A 16,129-nucleotide genomic window follows, 5' to 3' on the forward strand; every position below is an offset into this window, starting at 1 on the left:
TTTGAAGCGATCTGTACCTAGTAAATAAAATAGGACGCTACCCTTGTCTCGCTTCATTCAAAGACTTATATTCAGCGCTAAATTAACGTTCACAATGATAAATAAAACCTTTATCCTTTCACTTTTCTTGCTATATGGTCTCTATTCCTTATCGCATGCCCAAGAAAAACTCTATAGTGAAGCTCAAGGGAAGTATGTTCTCAATGTAGCCGGTGCCTCCCACCTAGCTAAGCTACCGCTGAAATGTATGCAGCAAGAATTTCCTTACAAAACGAGTGTCACCTTTTCGGACACCTCCTTAATAACAAGGCCCAGAAATTACCATCCGGCATTTTATGGTTGCTTCGATTGGCATAGCAGTGTACACGGTCATTGGATGTTGGTAAGATTGCTCAAACTTTTCCCTCATCTCCCGGAGGCAGCAGAGATTCGAACTAAACTTCGTACCAACCTAAGTGCAGACAATATATTAACGGAAGTCGAAATTTTTAAAGATGAGCAGCAGCGGGGCTTTGAAAGGACCTATGGATGGGCATGGCTCCTACAGCTGCAAAAAGAGCTGTTATCGTGGAACGATCCCTTAGGAAAAGAACTAAGTAAAAACCTTGAGCCCTTGGCACAGCAACTCGTTCGCTTGTATATAAATTACTTACCCAAGATGAATTATGCGGTACGCGTGGGTGAACATAGCAATCTGGCTTTTGGGCTGACTTTGGCCTATGACTATGGAATGGAAACAAAAAATGATTCTTTGCTTCATATTGTTCGGGAAACCGCGCTACGCTTCTACAAAAAAGACACGGGATGTCCAATCAATTACGAACCGGGTGGCTCAGATTTTCTGAGTCCTTGTTTAGAGGAGGCCGATTTAATGTGGCGTATACTCCCCGCAAAAGACTATGCTTCCTGGATCGAGCGGTTTTTACCTGATTTATTTAACGGTCCGGCAACCCTCACACCCGGAACCGTAACAGACAGAACCGATGGTAAGTTGGTGCATCTAGATGGTTTGAATTTAAGTCGTGCCTGGTGTCTATACGGTATTGCCCACCACAGTCGTAAAAACAAGGCGGCTTTAATTAATCTGGCAAAGAAACACCTTACAGCCGCTTTACCACATGTCGCTAGCGGAGATTACATGGGCGAGCATTGGCTGGCTTCTTTCGCCGTCTATGCTTTAACCATACAGTAAGAAGGTAAGGGTTTAGGGCAAGGCATTAAGGCACCGTATGCTTAAAGCCTTGCCCCTACACCGTATTCTTTACACCTTTTACCTCAAACCTTCCCGTCCTTAAAATTTTACATTAAGTCCCAATAGAAAGTTCGTTCCTGCTTGCGGGAAGTAGAAATTTGATGTATAAACCGCCGGATCTCCTTGATAAATAGAACTATAGGTATAACCATTCGACTCATATTTTTCATTGAAGATATTATTAACTAATAAGGATAACCCGATATTCTTTACGCTTTTAAATTTCAATTGATAGGACAATCGTAAATTATTGACAAAAAAGGCATCTAAACTTCGATCAACATTCGAGGTATTGTCGAGGTATTGTCTTGATACATATTTAGAGATAAACGCAATTTCTCCGTTTTTTACCGGTACGAAAGCCAATTCGCTTGATCCAACGAAAGAGGGTGAAAGCGCAATCGTTGTACGTTCGTAATGATTTACCTGTTGATCTGACACATTCCAATCAGCGTCATAAATATTAATGTATTCGTAAAAGTCCTTGATTTTGTTGCTACTTAAAGCACCGGTCAATGCCCAAGAGAAGGTACGGATAGGCTGCCATTTCACATCGGCTTCCAATCCCAGGCGATAGCTATCGGGGACATTCATGCGTGTTTGGGCGCCAACATCGTTAATCTGTCCTGTTAGAATAAGCTGATTCTTATATAGCATCGCATAGCCATTGATTCCCATATTAACGTGAGCGGTTGACAAGCGATAGCCCAACTCGATATCTTGCATACGCTCTGCTTTTGGCCTACTATCCGGTGTGGAGTTTTCATAGTCATCCCGCACAGGCTCTTTATTGCCAACGGCATAAGAAAGATACGCTTGGCTATTGTTGGCAAATCGATAAGTCATACCTACTTTTGGGTTAAAGAAATTGAGGTCCGCTTCTTGTTGCACGTTATTCAGATTTCTATCAAAACCTAGGAAAGAATAGGTGACACGCCTGTATTGCACATCTGCAAAAAGTGAAAAGTTTGCCATTTGATATTCCCCTTTTGCGAATATATTAAAGTCTGTTTTCTTGGCATCATTAAAGTAATACCGATAACGCGTATCAAATGCGCCCTTATCAATCTCATGAGCTGCACGTTCAAACAAGGGGTTTCTAGACCATGTGATGTCTCCATAATGATCTCCTTTATATTCATTATAAGCCCCGCCAAGGGTTAGATTAAGCTGGTCGCTGGCTTTATATTGCCCGGAATACGTTATCCCGTAAAAATGGTTGGACAACCATCTTTCCCGTACCAGGTCTGTTGAAGAAATAGTACTATCTCCAACCGCTACGGGGGCTAAACCATAGTCTTCGTATGCAGCGCCTGTTTTATATTCTTCGTAATAACCACGCCCTCTCGTGTAATGTAAAGCGCCATTTAAATTAAGTTTATCCGATACACTCGTAGAGTATAAAAGTTGGTAATGATCCTGCTGATAATTGTCGTTTTGATTTTTATATAAGAAAGAATTATAGCGACGGGGATCTGCGTTTCTTATATTCTCTGCATCTTCTCCAATTAACCCATTTGCTGATATATAGGCCTCTATATCAGCGGCCGTTCCAAAAAGCTTTTCTTCAGGCACACCGTTCCACGCTTGATAGGTTTTTTCCTTCCCGGAAAAGACATTGGCTCTTAACAAGCTTTTTTTTCCATACCAAGCACCGCTTAAAAAGAAAGACTTAAGATCAGACGCACCACGATCAACGAAACCGTCCGACTTAATGCGAGACAGACGACCATCAAAAGTGAACTTATTATTGATTAGCCCTGTACCAATTCGCACGGTATTTTTCCAGGTATTGAATGATCCGTAAGAGTTATCTAATTCGGCATAGGATGTATCAACCCGTGTATTCGTTTGTATATTGACACTGGCACCGAAGGCGCCCGCTCCATTCGTAGAAGAACCAACACCACGCTGAATCTGTATATTGTCCACAGAGGACGCAAAGTCGGGAAGATTCACAAAAAAAGACCCCATACTTTCTGCATCATTATAAGGAATTCCATTGACCGTCACATTTACCCGCGTAGGGTCGCTTCCTCGGATACGCATTCCTGTATAACCAACGCCTGCACCCGCGTCTGAGTAAGTGACAACACCGGGTGTTTGATCAAGCAAGTACGGCAAATCTTGCCCTAAATTATTCTTTGCGATATCCTGACGGTTAAGATTCTTATACGTTGTTGCCGCATTTGCATTAGCTCGAGTGGCATTAACAATAACTTCATCGGCTATAAACTCCTGTTGGCTCAATGACACAATAAATTCTTCAGTCGATGGTAAAACCAATTTCTTTTCAACGGGCTTATAACCAACATAACTTATACGGATCGTATAGCTTCCGTCTTTTAGATTCTTAAACAAGATATTACCTTGCCGGTTGGTTTGCCCGTTTGCTAAAGACCCTACTACAGAAACACTGGCACCACCAAGTGGTTTGTTTTCGTCTTTATCGACTACTTTCACGGATAGATTGGTCTGCGCCCATAAGAACATCGGACTAAATGCGGCCAAGATAAAAAGCAAGCCTCTCTTTTTCACAATATACATATATTTTTAATTCGCCTTACCGTTGATAGGGGTTACAACAGTTAATTACTACACTTAAATAAAATATAACCTCATTTGGTAATTCTTCCCTCCCTACGCCGGCATTATCCGGATCAGGTGTTCAGAAAAGTACAGCTTGTCGCTTCCTTTTTCTGATGGGTATAATCTCAGCCCTGATTTGTGTTTTAAAAAAACAAGGCACCCCTTTAGTGATGTACGGGCAAATTTACGAATTATTTTTTTGCTTTCACCAATCTGAATTTAGTCCCAGGAATTACCTTCAGTGAACTTAATATATGTTCTTTATGCTTGATCATAAAGAACCAAACAATCAAGGCTGCACATCCTTCGCTAAAGATTTAGGTTCATCGATCAAATCATGTGGAGCCGCCCCTCCCTTCAATCCACGCTTCGCTTTTCACATGATTTTTTTGCCTTGGCTATCCTAAATCTTCTTAACGCTCACGCTGTGAGGCCGTTCTTTCCGGCCCATCGAGGCCCCTTGCAAAACCGTTCCGAAGTGCTTACATGGCCTTGGAGGATATCGACGCAACGAGCAGCAAAGCATTTGTACATAGGTTCATATTGTAATACCCAAGCGGATTGAAGAAGTGAAACGGCTCCAATACGCGCCAGTGATGCTTTGCCATCAGGTGCAAGGTAGCATCCATAGCCTTGATCTTTGCGTCGGTTTGGATCAAGTGGCTGTTGCACTACCTGTTTTTTAAGATTTTAAAGATTTGGATTTGGCACATGTTTTAACAGGCATTCTCCGGCACTTTGCCAAGTTAGAAAACAGGCGGTCAGGTGGCGGGAACGAATAGGTCTAACTGATCGAAAATGAACTGCACAAGTCTTTTTCCGGCCAATTTTATTCTTTGCAGGTTGTCGATCCGCTTTTTCGGGCTGAACTTTAGCATTTTTTTAAGGTTGTAGACAATTGCGGCCATAGTCAGACATTTATTGGCCTGGGCGAGTCCTTTGGTATTTACCCTTTTCATTCCCAGGTAGTTGACCAGTGTGCCGATGACGGGCTCAACCGTGCTCTGCCGTTTCTTCATCAGGATTTTAGCTTTCCTTGTCTGCATACGCAGGTGCATTCTATCATAATAGGGTTTGTCAACGGTCTCCTGTATCAACGCACCCCTGCTTTTATTTTTAAACACAGTACACTTATCGCGTAAGGGGCATACATTGCATTCTTTTTTGTTTGCCCTGTAGTATTTGTTCAGATATCCCAGGCTCATACCTGTACCTCTATAGGTCAACTGTTTACCGTTGGGGCAGATGTAATAATCTCCATCGTGATCATAGGTGAAACCGGCCCTTTCGTATATAAACTGCGGCCTGTTGGGTATATATCCTATGATATTATTGTCTTCCAAAGCTTTCAGGGCCTCTCCGCTGCTATATCCCGTATCAGCCAGAAGCTCCTCCATATTTAAGCCCTGTTCTTTCAGGTTATCCACCAGCTGTGGCAACAGAACAGGCAGGCACATGCTGTCTTTCCTGTCTGCTGTAAAGGCCTGTATGTGGGTAATCATATGGGATGCCGTATCCACACAGACCTGCCCCAGATAGTTCAGCGCCATTGCTTTCCCTTTTTTTACCGACATTTTTGCATCGGGATCGGAAGGACTGATATGCGTATCGTTATGCGGGTTCTTTTTTGGTCTGAGTAAAGGGTAGTGACGATCCTTTGTCTTTTTCATTTCCACGCTGCGGGGAGATGGGCTTTCTTCATTCTCTTTCAGCTCCCTTGCATAATTCTCCGCATCTTCGAGTATATCCTTCTGCACCATACTGTCCAGTGAGGCATTGGCCTTCACGTACACACCATCGACTGCCTGCCTCCTGCCGGATATCATCCCTTTTTCGATACATTGGCCCAGCACCCGCTTGAAGAGCTCGCAGAAAACCTCCTGACCGTACAGCTGACGGGTACGGCTCAGCGTGGAATGCCACGGCAGTTCCTCGCCAAGGTCATATCCAAGAAAATAAAGAATGTCCATCCGCATTCCCGCAGTGCTGATGATACGCCTGTCGCTGTTAAGGTTCTCCAGATAACCTACCAAGACCAGTTTCATGAAAACAACCGGATCAATGCTTTTCTGACCTTCACTGCCATAGTATTTAGATGTAGTCGCGTACAGAAACTCAAAATCCAAAGTCTCTTTTAGCCGCCGATAAAAATTATCCACCGGAACATAGTCCGAAAGTTGAAATTGGATGAACAGTTTCTCTTGATAGGTCTTTCTTCCTTGCATGACCTAATTTACTACTATTCAAGGATTTTATTAAAACAAGTTATCAACGCTTGTGAGTTGTGCAACAGCCACTCAAGCCAAAGCGACAAAAAATGATTAAAATAAACGTTCTTTTAATACAACCACCACAACATACAGCAAAATATAAATCACTGATTATCTGGTTTTTATCCTTATTAAGGCCTTTGTGATTCTCCGACCTTTATGCATTTTAAACGATATACTTTTAGCTTTTAACTTCTTCTCCCTTATAAGGATAAAAGACAAAATTTGCACCTTCGGGTACAATAACGAAAAGACACATGAAATCTTCAGGCTTTTTATAGGTCTTTATAAAATGTTCCTTTCGCGATTTAAGAATGACTCCCTTCTCTACAAACTCTTCCAAGGTGGATGCTTGGATAGTCCATTGCGTGCCGAGTTCGTTTCTATCTAATATGAGTTCGCCCAGATTGACCTCATGTTGATGAGCGATAAAAATAGGATATTGAGAGAGCCCTTCCGCCATAATCTCGATAGCAACTTCCTTAATTGAATCTTTATAAAAGTTCAAATCAACGCGCAAGCTCTTTAAGGGACTATCTTTTTTCGGAGCCTGTCCATCGTCACCGGCTTGTGCGGATAATAATTCTTCTAAATTCATTTTCTTTACCGTTATAAGTTTTACGTAGTACGTTATAAGTCTTAAAACGTAGAACTTAAAGCATATTACTTCTTCAACTCCAATAAAACTACATTTTCCACATGCTGCGTATGAGGAAACATGTCAACCGGTTTAATTCGTTTTACCAGGTATTTCTCATTTAACAAAGCTAAATCTCTTGCCTGCGTCGCCGCGTTACAGCTAACATATACAATTCTCGGAGCCTCCAGTTCTAGCAGTCTAGCTATCACATCCGGATGCATCCCTGCCCGCGGCGGATCGGTAATGATCAAGTCCGGTTTTCCATGGGTTGCCGTAAATTCGCGAGTCAGCACGTCTTTCATATCCCCCGCGAAAAACAAGGTATTCTCAATGCCGTTGATCGATGAATTCAATTTTGCATCTTCAATAGCCGATGGTACATATTCTATTCCGATTACCTGTTTAACATCCAATGCAACGAAATTGGCGATGGTTCCGGCACCTGTGTATAAATCGTATACCAATTCATGGCCCTTTAAGTTCGCAAACTCTTTGGTTATACGATAAAGCTCATATGCCTGTTCTGAATTTGTCTGGTAAAAAGATTTAGCTCCGATTTTAAACCGTAATCGCACGGAACGGTTCGGTAAGGACATTTCTTCAAAAATATGGTCTTTTCCTGCGTAGGTAATAATCTCCTGGTCGAAAATCGTATCGTTTTTTTTCTGATTAATGATATACTGCAAGGAGCTAATCTCCGGAAACCGTTCCTTCAAAAATTCCATTACTTGCACAATTTGTTCTTGCGTCGGGTAAGCAAAAACCACCACAACCATTAAGTCGCCCGTAGTTGAAGTACGAATCATCAGATTCCGGAGCGCCCCCTCATGATTTCGAAGATCATAATAGCTAATCCCCTTTTCGATTGTTAACTGTTTAAGTTCATTTCTAATGGCGTTAGACGGATCTTTCTGCAAATAGCAATGTTCTATTCCCAGAATTTTGTCGAATCGTAGCGGAACATGAAAACCTAAAGCACTCATCTCGTGTTCCTTTCCGCTTGCGATATCTTCCGTCGTTAACCAGCGCTTATTTGAAAAAGTATACTCCAGTTTGTTTCTGTAGTATACCGTATGAGCCGAGGGCAAAATTTCTTCCATAGAGGAGGTGTCTATCTTGCCTATTCGGCTTAAAGCATTATCGACACTCTTTTGTTTATACACTAGTTGTGCCCTATAGTCCATATGTTGCCACTTGCAACCACCGCACACTCCGAAATGCGCACAGAAAGCGTCGAGTCTATGTTTTGAAGCCTGTTTGACCTTTGTGATCTTCGCCTCTGCAAAATTTTTCTTTTTACGGATAAGCTCAACATCAACTACATCTCCGGGAATCGCTTTTTCTATAAAAATTACTAAGTCATCGGTCTTCCCAACGCCCTTTCCTTCTTCCGCTATGTCGATAACTTCAATATTCTCGAGCAGCTTTTTGTCCTGTGGAATCTTTTTTTTCATGAGGATGCAAAATTAGGTAAAATGCTCGTTATTCGCGAACGGAAATATGAAGCGTGTCTCTTAAAGATACTTCATCGTTTTTATTAACGACAGAAGAAAAAACGCTTGAAGAGGAAGAAGAATCCCTTCTTTTTTACCGCGCTTTTATCGAAGCGACTTTCTATCATCATCGAAAAATGAAGGAGCTCACGGCGCATAGAAATGAATTTTGATATAAATGTATGTTTTTTATACCAAAAACCAAAACGGTTCTGCGCTTAGCACACGGGTAAAACCGCGGGTGATGTTTAATCGAGCGACGGAAAAGAAATCCCTTTTATTTTTCGAAATAGTTCTACTGCGTATAAATCTGTCATACTGGAAACAAAATCTAATACCGATCGTATTTTTCCGTAGGTAGATCTTTCTTCCCGTTTATATTGGTTAGGAATCAGCGCGGCCACTTTCTTGTCGTAAGATGAGGCGTGGTTGAGATAAGCGGGTACAAACTCTTCCAGTAAACCGCTCATTACCTTATAACCTGCAACCTCAATTTGCACAACCGCCGGTGCGTTATAAATTTTATCAATTGAAATTCGTTCAATGGTTTTCATAACCTCTTTCAAGTGACTCGAAATATTGTCGATCAAAGAGGATTCAAAATTACCGGACAAAACTTCGTGCTCTTTTGCAAAAAAGACATGAGAACATTCCTGGATCAAGGTGCTAATAGCTTTTGCTCTTAACAAGCTCACGCGACTATCAACATCATTTATATCTGTCAGCCGCTTTTTTATATTTCCGTCATTTGTTAACGGAATCAACAATTCTTCCACTTCGACAGCAGAGAGTATGCCTAACCGATGAGCGTCCTCAACATCAATGATATTATAGCAAATATCGTCAGCAGCCTCTACCAGATAAACCAAAGGATGACGTTTATACACTTCTTGGCAGGATTCATCTTGTTCCATACCAAGTTCTTTGGCTATTTTAATAAACGATTCTTTTTCAGGTTGAAAATATCCATATTTTTTTCGATGGAGGCCTCTTCCTTTAACGTTTCCATCAATCGCTGCACATGGATACTTTACAATTGCCGCTAAAGTACTATAGGTTAATGCAAAGCCGCCGGCTTCTTTCCCGTTAAATTGATGCGTTAAAATGCGCAATGCATTTGCGTTTCCCTCAAAGTGAGTGAGGTCTTGCCATTCAGCAGCTGTTACTTGCTCTTTATACTTCAAGCCATCTCCACTTAAAAAATAATGAGAAATAGCCGCTTCTCCCGAATGCCCAAAGGCAGGATTTCCCATATCATGTGCTAAGCAGGCGCTGGAAACGATATTTCCTATTTCTTGTAAATAAGGGTACTGTTCATCCAGCGCTGAAAACACTTCTTTCTTTTTGGTATAGAAAATTCTGCCCAGTGATCGTCCAACACTGGCGACTTCTAAACTATGTGTCAGCCGGTTATGGACAAAAACACTTCCTGGTAAAGGAAACACTTGTGTTTTGTTCTGAAGACGCCTAAAGGGCGAAGAAAAGATCAATCGATCATAATCTCGTTGGAATTCCGATCTCGCGATATCTTGATTTTTTATTTCCCGATGTTCGTATCCCCAGCGTTTTGCAGAAAGTAGTTGTTTCCAGTCCATTCTTCAAGTTTGCCACAAAGATAAGGCTTAATTGTTTAATCAAAACTCTCCGTACATCTTTATAAATTTAAGCAGCACCCCATTACTCCAACCAAAACCATCCTGAGCAGGATATTCTCCACCTCCAGCCTCTACATGGGCATCAATCACGTTATATTTCTCCATCATCTTTCCTGTTTGTTGGTAAACTTTGGTATTTAATGCGATCCATCGTTTGGCGACATTTGAAGCCAAATCAAATTGACGATAATTTTGCAAACCTTTTACTACCATCCATTGCAAGGGCGCCCAACCGTTGGGTGCATCCCACTGTTGGCCTGAGATTTTGAGCGACGTGATAATTCCGCCACTCTTTAGAAAATTTTTACGAATCATCTCGACCGCTTTCTTTATTCCTTTTTGCGGTGCAATACCAATAAAGAAGGGCGTAAAACCTGCAATTGTAGTTTCTTTTGACAAGGAATCAGTCCGAATATTATAATCATAATACCAACCGTCGCGTTTATTATAGCAATACTGATGAATAGCTTGCTTTCTATATTTAGCAATCCGTTTATATTTGATTGCCTTACCTTTATCGCCCAAAAGTTTATAACTCTTTTCAATCGTCCTTTCCAGATGATACAAAAGACAGTTCAAGTCGATGGGTATAATTCTCGTTGTCTCAATGGTGTGCAGGTCTTTGCCATCTACCATCCATCTCGAACTGAAATCCCAACCGCTTTCGGCACCCGAGCGGATGTCGCGAAATAAACGGGAATCTTTCTTTTCCGCAACAACAGTTAAATGAGCGTCTTCATAGTACGACTCTTGACGGGCAATATTTAACTGGTCATAATACCGATTTAAGAATTGCCCATCCGACATTTCCACTACATGTTTGGCCTTTTGGGTTTTGTCCATCCAATAAGCATATTCTTTTAACAAAGTTCCGAGGTAATCCCGGTACACTGCTCCGCCTTTTATTTCTGCCAATAAATCCAGCATAAGTGAAAAATAGGGTGGCTGGGATCGGCTTAAAAAGTAACTTCTATTGCCATTTGGAATGTGTCCATAGCGGTCGATCATAAAAGCGAAATTCTTTACCATATTTTCAATCATCTCATACTCGCCACTTTCTTGTAAGCCTAGCATGGTAAAATAGGAGTCCCAGTAGTAGATCTCATTGAAACGGCCACCGGGAACGATATAGGGAAAGGGAAGTGGCAACAATGAATTTCCGGGAATCACTTTATCGGGTTCTCTTCTCAGAACCGACCATAATTTTTCTATATGCTCAACAATTGGGGTATTCGCATCACTGTAATACTGAACGTCGTGAGGCTGTGGGAGTTCAAAATTTGCTTTTACAAAATCGATTAATGAAAAGTCTTTTATCTGCCTCTGAATTCGAAAGCGTTGTAAAATCACTTCCGGTGTTTCTTTCGGAATAGCGTCTACGAATGTTTTATTATCGGCGAATATCCGTTGCAACTGGACTTCCTTAAACAAATCGCCATAAATTTGATCTGGAGTTAAACAATGTTCTGTGATGGACATGCCCGTTATTTTTTGCTCCTTCCGATGTGACTTGCTATTACTTTATCTTAACGCATGCGCAAACGCAATACCTGATTACTAGCTGTAATGTACAGGGTTTTATCATTGTCCGCTAAGCAGCAATTGGAAACACGTTGCTTTATATGTATTTTTCCTATCAATTCATACGAACTGTTGAAGATCCAAATTCCTCCAGGGCCGCTAGCGAAAATATTTCCATTTTTATCTACTTTAAAGCCATCGGGCCCGCCACCAAATTTGCTAAAATCGAAAACAATCCCGGCCGACTTCAGGGAATCATCGGGAGTAATGTCAAAAGCATAGAGCATCGGCTTTTGATTGTCCGAATTACCGACATATAACCTATTTTCATTGGGGCTAAAAGCGATTCCGTTAGGCCTGTGGATGCTGTCGATCAACAAGCTTAAGCGACCCATCGTATCTAGTTTATAGACCCCGCAGAAATCCAACTCCTGTTGTTCAATATGTTGATCATTCAATCCATAAGGCGGGTCAGTAAAGAATAAATCTCCGTTACTTCGCTCTACAATATCATTCGGGCTGTTCAATTTTTTCCCCTTCCATTTGGCGGCGAGCGTGGTATATTTAGCTTCGGGATGACTTAATAAAGCGTCCATACGGGCTATCCGCCGATCACCATGCTGGCAAAGAACTAAATTTCCCCGCCGGTCCAATAGCAAGCCATTTGATCCGACTTCTCCTCCTCTTGCCCTGTTACTTGTATATCCGGAAGGTTCCAAATATAATGCTAAGCCCCCTTGTTCCGTCCATTTAAAAACCTTATTGGGTGGAATATCGGAAAACAAAAGCATTGCCGCTTCTTCTACCCACAAAGGCCCTTCCACCCATGTGAACCCTTCAGCAATGATCTCCAAATCAGCCCCGACATTAATTAATTTGTCCAGATCCGTATGGATTCTTTCGATATTGGCTTCTATTTTCTTAGTAGGTCGATTTTTAACATCGTTGCCGCAAGAGAACAATCCTGTAAGCGCTATTATGGTGAAAAATTTTAGCATGTGGTTTCTTCTATAACTCCCCTGTCCTAAATAAGTTTTCTTCTCTTCCGTTTTTTTGTAACAGCCGGAAATGCGATGCTATCGCCTTCCAGAACGGGTAACAGTGATAAGGCAAACCATATTCAACTGCATATCTACGAATTACCCGCGTGATATAAGGATAATAGGTGTGCGCAACCCCTGGAAATAGGTGATGGGCTACGTGGTGCGTAAAGCCGCCAAAGAGGAAATTGGCCAACATACTATCGGCACTAAAATCCTTTGTTACACGCATCTGATGCTCCGCCCACGTTGTTTGCATTTTCCCGTCTTCGGGAGGCATCGGAAAGTGTGCGTGTTCATCAACATGGGTTGATAGCAAGGCTATAACACCTAATGCGCTTCCCGATAAGTGCATCACAAACCAGGCCAACAAAATCATATACCATGGTTGCTGTAAAACCAGCATCGGCACAAACAGCAAATAAAACAGGTTAAAAATCTTACAGGCAAATAATTTGATATATTCAATTTTCGGGATGGTAACTACCCGTTTTAAGTAATTGTCCTTCGTTCCGAAAAAATCTTTAAAATCTCTTATAAAAAGCCAATTAAGGGTGTAAAAGGGATATAATAAAAACATATAAATATGTTGATATTTATGATAGTTAAAAAACGGGCTGGATGGGAATATACGTGCTAAGTCACTCTGTTTAATATCGATATCCCAGTGTTGTATATTCGCATAAGGATGGTGTAAAACCAGATGCCTCTTTTTCCAGATAAAGCTATTGCTGCCGAAAAGTTCGAGCACGTTGGTAAACCATTTGTTGTATTTAGGGTTTCTGAAGACAGCATTATGAGCGGCATCGTGAAAGGCATTTACAAATAATACAATCATAAACATACCCGCTAATATATAGAAGAAAAAAAGACCTCCTTTGGTATGGCCAAAAACCAATATCCCTACATAACTTCCTAAAAAACCAAATAATAGAAAAAAGGACTTTATAATATTTCCTGTTTGTATACGTGGATTTTTAAGAATGTTTTCATGTACTTCTTTCTGCATTTTTTTAAAAAAATCGTCAGCTGAAGCTTTTTTAAATGTAGGTTTTATAAGTTTTTCCATATTTCTCAAAGTAATCGCTTGGTTCGACAAAAATGTTCATTGATTCTATCTCACTACAAAAATGAGACGATTTAGTTCTAGCTAATTTCTAGCGATTTTTATTTTTACATAAGCAAGACTCAGCTTTCTTTTCTATTCCTCTTCCAATAAGACGACGGACTCTCACCAAAAAAATTCTTAAAATCTTTCAACAAATGATTCTCATCATAAAAGCCACTTTTAAGTGCGATTGATAAGAGCTTATCCTCTCCTTCCTCAAAATAGTTGCAGGTTCGTAAAATACGCTGTGTCCGCGCATATTCCTTTGGACTTATCCCAATACATTGAAGAAAGTTCCGCTCTAACCATTTATAATTTGTTCCCACCCGCTTCGATACTTCCTGTATTGAAATATTACCATGATGCATGCCGATATATTTCATGGCTTCTCTCAAAATACCATTTTGTCCATGCTTCATAGTTAAATGCCTTCTAATAAACTGTTCAAAAAATCCAATTTTAGCCCGGATATCGCTCGTTGTATACATGAGATCCAATAGGTTTTTGGCCGGTTTACCGAATAAAGAATCTAAAGGGAAGGCTTTTGCTCCTCGAAGATTGTTATTGGTTTTTGCATCGAGTTGCTGTAAGGCATCAGCCTGAAAGCGGATGATTAATAGTTGATCGATCTGCCTATCACAAGTGATTTTTACCTGTTTTAAGTTTTGACCGCAGCACCATGCTCCAACTATATTTATCGAACTTTCTTTGTTGGTGAACGTTACGTTTATATCCGGATTGGAAAGAAATACCAGCGTGGGCACGCCATCACTTAGCGCTACACAATCCTCCAAATTTATCGACTCGAAGATAACATAGGAATCGATAAATTTAGTTAAATCGGCAGATGGGAGTAGTTTTTTAAATGCCTCCCTTTGATTGCTGTAAGTTATATGTCTAAGTAACTCCACGGGCATATCGCTACAAAGATACTGGTTTTCCTTTAAAACTATCCATAGTGTACGATCTGAGAACTGTCTATTTTTTACTATCACTATGCGGCCAACCCAAGTAATTTTGTAAAGAAAAAGATGATATTACCAATTTTAGCATATGGGGCTACAAACTTAAGAAAAGCCTGTCTAACTGTTTCCCCATCATATCCGGATTTAAACTCTTTCATAAAAAATCTCTGGCAAACCCTGGATAATGCCGCGGGTGTAGGCTTGGCAGCTCCACAAGTCAATGAAAACATACAACTTTTTGTAGTCGATAGTCGAATTAGCTTTTCCAGCGTTAATACCGAGGATATGGCGCAAAAAGACTACCCAGGCATACGGCAAGCTTTTATCAATCCGAAAATCATGGCCCATTCCGACGAAATGGAACTGGATGAGGAGGGTTGTCTGAGTATACCTGGCATTAGCTTCCCCGTAAAAAGATTCTCTTGGATTAAAATGACCTATTTGGATGAAAACTTTCAACTACATACCGATTATTTTTATGGCAGAACGGCACGAATCATACAACATGAATATGACCATATACTTGGAAAATTACCGATTGACTATCTAAGCGAATTGCAGAAACTAATGATAAATAAAAAATTGAACAAAATCCGAAATGGTCGCATAAATCCCGGCTATCCCATGCGTTATTAACATCGGTGTTTTATGACGATTCCCTTACCGAAGGTATTGGTATTTACCCTAATTTCAACAAAAATTATGGGTGTAAGGAGCTTCCTTCTAAATTCTGAGCGCATATGTTTCTTTTGAATATCCTTAGAAAACTACCACTTTCGGTACTATATCTTTTATCTGATTGCTTAGCCTTTATCGCGTTCAGTATAGTCAAATATCGTCGCAAGGTAGTATTCGACAACCTTTCCAAAGCATTCCCGGATAAAGAACGGAAAGAACTAAGCAAGATTGCGAGGAAATTTTATAAACACATGGCTGACTGGCTAGTAGAAACGTTAAAAGCGTCTAATCTTTCCGAGGCCCAACTTAGAAAGCGTGTCGATTTTAGAAACACCGCAAGCATTCGTGAATATCTTGATCAAGATAAATCGGTTATCGTCTTAACAGCTCATCAATTCAATTGGGAGTGGGTACTTTTATCCGGCTGCCTTGCCTTTGAAACGCCCATCGATGCCATATACATGCCTGTTAACAATAAGCGGGTAGAATCGCTGTTGCTTGCCATACGAAGCCGCTTTGGTGGTTTACCTATCCCGAAAGACGAGGCCTTACCGACACTTATCAAGCGAATCAAAAAGAAGCGGATTATTGCCATGGTGGCAGATCAACGCCCCCCTCAACATGTAACAGACAAGTATTGGGCGCATTTTTTGCAGCAAGAAACCGCTTTTTACCCGGGAGCGGAATCGCTGCCCAAGTTTACCAAGCTTCCGGTCTTCTTCCTGAGAACACGCAAAATTGGAAGAGGCCGGTACACTGTTTCCATAGAGAAAATAGCCGAACCTCCTTATGACTATCTCAAAAAGGAAATCATGCCAACCTATATCGAGAAGGTTGAGGAGCTCCTTAAAGAGCATCCCGATAATTGGCTATGGACGCATAAAAGATGGAAGTATGCGCGCGGCGCTTACGAATAGT

13 protein-coding genes and 1 riboswitch are annotated in these 16,129 nt (G+C 41.0%); of the genes, 3 read left to right on the plus strand and 10 right to left on the minus strand.

Annotation, left to right across the window (positions count from 1 at the left end; genetic code table 11):
- Positions 1-94: 94 nt before the first annotated feature.
- On the plus strand, positions 95-1,192 hold the full coding sequence (locus ACH11B_RS06510; RefSeq protein WP_130854671.1) for a DUF2891 domain-containing protein: 1,098 nt from the start codon (positions 95-97) through the stop codon (positions 1,190-1,192).
- 99 nt (positions 1,193-1,291) lie between these two features.
- Here ACH11B_RS06510 and ACH11B_RS06515 read toward each other — a convergent pair whose 3' ends face one another.
- The 10 genes from ACH11B_RS06515 to ACH11B_RS06560 form a co-directional block, all read right to left on the minus strand.
- Positions 1,292-3,799: a TonB-dependent receptor gene (locus tag ACH11B_RS06515; protein WP_130854670.1), complete on the minus strand. Its 2,508-nt coding sequence runs from the start codon at positions 3,797-3,799 to the stop codon at positions 1,292-1,294.
- Between the two features lie 71 nt (positions 3,800-3,870).
- A riboswitch (TPP riboswitch) is annotated at positions 3,871-4,015 on the minus strand.
- Positions 4,016-4,261: 246 nt separating this feature from the next.
- Positions 4,262-4,513, minus strand: a complete 252-nt coding sequence (locus tag ACH11B_RS06520) for a hypothetical protein (RefSeq protein WP_377610158.1) — start codon at positions 4,511-4,513, stop codon at positions 4,262-4,264.
- Positions 4,514-4,602: 89 nt separating this feature from the next.
- Positions 4,603-6,066, minus strand: coding sequence for an IS1182 family transposase (locus ACH11B_RS06525; protein WP_404274010.1), 1,464 nt, complete (start codon positions 6,064-6,066; stop codon positions 4,603-4,605).
- A 226-nt stretch (positions 6,067-6,292) separates the two neighbouring features.
- Positions 6,293-6,709 (minus strand): hypothetical protein, encoded by a 417-nt coding sequence (locus tag ACH11B_RS06530; protein ID WP_013664542.1) that lies wholly within the window; start codon positions 6,707-6,709, stop codon positions 6,293-6,295.
- Between the two features lie 65 nt (positions 6,710-6,774).
- A complete protein-coding gene (gene rlmD, locus ACH11B_RS06535) occupies positions 6,775-8,205 on the minus strand; it encodes a 23S rRNA (uracil(1939)-C(5))-methyltransferase RlmD (RefSeq protein ID WP_377613101.1) in 1,431 nt (476 codons plus the stop codon).
- A 287-nt stretch (positions 8,206-8,492) separates the two neighbouring features.
- Complete coding sequence (locus tag ACH11B_RS06540) at positions 8,493-9,839, minus strand: deoxyguanosinetriphosphate triphosphohydrolase (protein ID WP_377613102.1); 1,347 nt, start codon at positions 9,837-9,839, stop codon at positions 8,493-8,495.
- A gap of 39 nt (positions 9,840-9,878) precedes the next feature.
- Entirely contained in the window at positions 9,879-11,387 is a 1,509-nt protein-coding gene (gene treF / locus ACH11B_RS06545; protein ID WP_256377671.1) for an alpha,alpha-trehalase TreF, read from the minus strand.
- Between the two features lie 38 nt (positions 11,388-11,425).
- A complete protein-coding gene (locus tag ACH11B_RS06550; protein WP_013664546.1) occupies positions 11,426-12,418 on the minus strand; it encodes an SMP-30/gluconolactonase/LRE family protein in 993 nt (330 codons plus the stop codon).
- A gap of 10 nt (positions 12,419-12,428) precedes the next feature.
- A complete protein-coding gene (locus ACH11B_RS06555) occupies positions 12,429-13,469 on the minus strand; it encodes a fatty acid desaturase family protein (protein ID WP_377613103.1) in 1,041 nt (346 codons plus the stop codon).
- 179 nt (positions 13,470-13,648) lie between these two features.
- Positions 13,649-14,479, minus strand: coding sequence for a helix-turn-helix domain-containing protein (locus ACH11B_RS06560; protein WP_377613104.1), 831 nt, complete (start codon positions 14,477-14,479; stop codon positions 13,649-13,651).
- Between the two features lie 120 nt (positions 14,480-14,599).
- Here ACH11B_RS06560 and def point away from each other — a divergent pair, with 120 nt between their 5' ends.
- Together def and ACH11B_RS06570 are read left to right on the plus strand one after the other, a co-directional pair.
- The gene (def, locus tag ACH11B_RS06565; protein ID WP_130854664.1) at positions 14,600-15,169 is read left to right on the plus strand and encodes a peptide deformylase; all 570 of its coding nucleotides are present in this window, start codon (positions 14,600-14,602) and stop codon (positions 15,167-15,169) included.
- Between the two features lie 104 nt (positions 15,170-15,273).
- A complete protein-coding gene (locus tag ACH11B_RS06570; RefSeq protein ID WP_013664550.1) occupies positions 15,274-16,128 on the plus strand; it encodes a lysophospholipid acyltransferase family protein in 855 nt (284 codons plus the stop codon).
- Position 16,129 lies beyond the last annotated feature (1 nt).

The sequence above is a fragment of the Olivibacter sp. EAT-5 genome (assembly GCF_044784325.1).
Classification (GTDB): domain Bacteria; phylum Bacteroidota; class Bacteroidia; order Sphingobacteriales; family Sphingobacteriaceae; genus Olivibacter; species Olivibacter oleidegradans.

What these genes read in the sequence shown, in the direction of transcription:
- ACH11B_RS06510 (WP_130854671.1), top strand. Translation starts at nt 95, where the DNA reads ATGATAAATAAAACCTTTATCCTTTCACTTTTCTTGCTATATGGTCTC.
- ACH11B_RS06515 (WP_130854670.1), bottom strand. Translation starts at nt 3,799, where the DNA reads ATGTATATTGTGAAAAAGAGAGGCTTGCTTTTTATCTTGGCCGCATTT.
- ACH11B_RS06525 (WP_404274010.1), bottom strand. Translation starts at nt 6,066, where the DNA reads ATGCAAGGAAGAAAGACCTATCAAGAGAAACTGTTCATCCAATTTCAA.
- ACH11B_RS06530 (WP_013664542.1), bottom strand. Translation starts at nt 6,709, where the DNA reads ATGAATTTAGAAGAATTATTATCCGCACAAGCCGGTGACGATGGACAG.
- rlmD (WP_377613101.1), bottom strand. Translation starts at nt 8,205, where the DNA reads ATGAAAAAAAAGATTCCACAGGACAAAAAGCTGCTCGAGAATATTGAA.
- ACH11B_RS06540 (WP_377613102.1), bottom strand. Translation starts at nt 9,839, where the DNA reads ATGGACTGGAAACAACTACTTTCTGCAAAACGCTGGGGATACGAACAT.
- ACH11B_RS06550 (WP_013664546.1), bottom strand. Translation starts at nt 12,418, where the DNA reads ATGCTAAAATTTTTCACCATAATAGCGCTTACAGGATTGTTCTCTTGC.
- ACH11B_RS06555 (WP_377613103.1), bottom strand. Translation starts at nt 13,469, where the DNA reads ATGCAGAAAGAAGTACATGAAAACATTCTTAAAAATCCACGTATACAA.
- def (WP_130854664.1), top strand. Translation starts at nt 14,600, where the DNA reads ATGATATTACCAATTTTAGCATATGGGGCTACAAACTTAAGAAAAGCC.
- ACH11B_RS06570 (WP_013664550.1), top strand. Translation starts at nt 15,274, where the DNA reads ATGTTTCTTTTGAATATCCTTAGAAAACTACCACTTTCGGTACTATAT.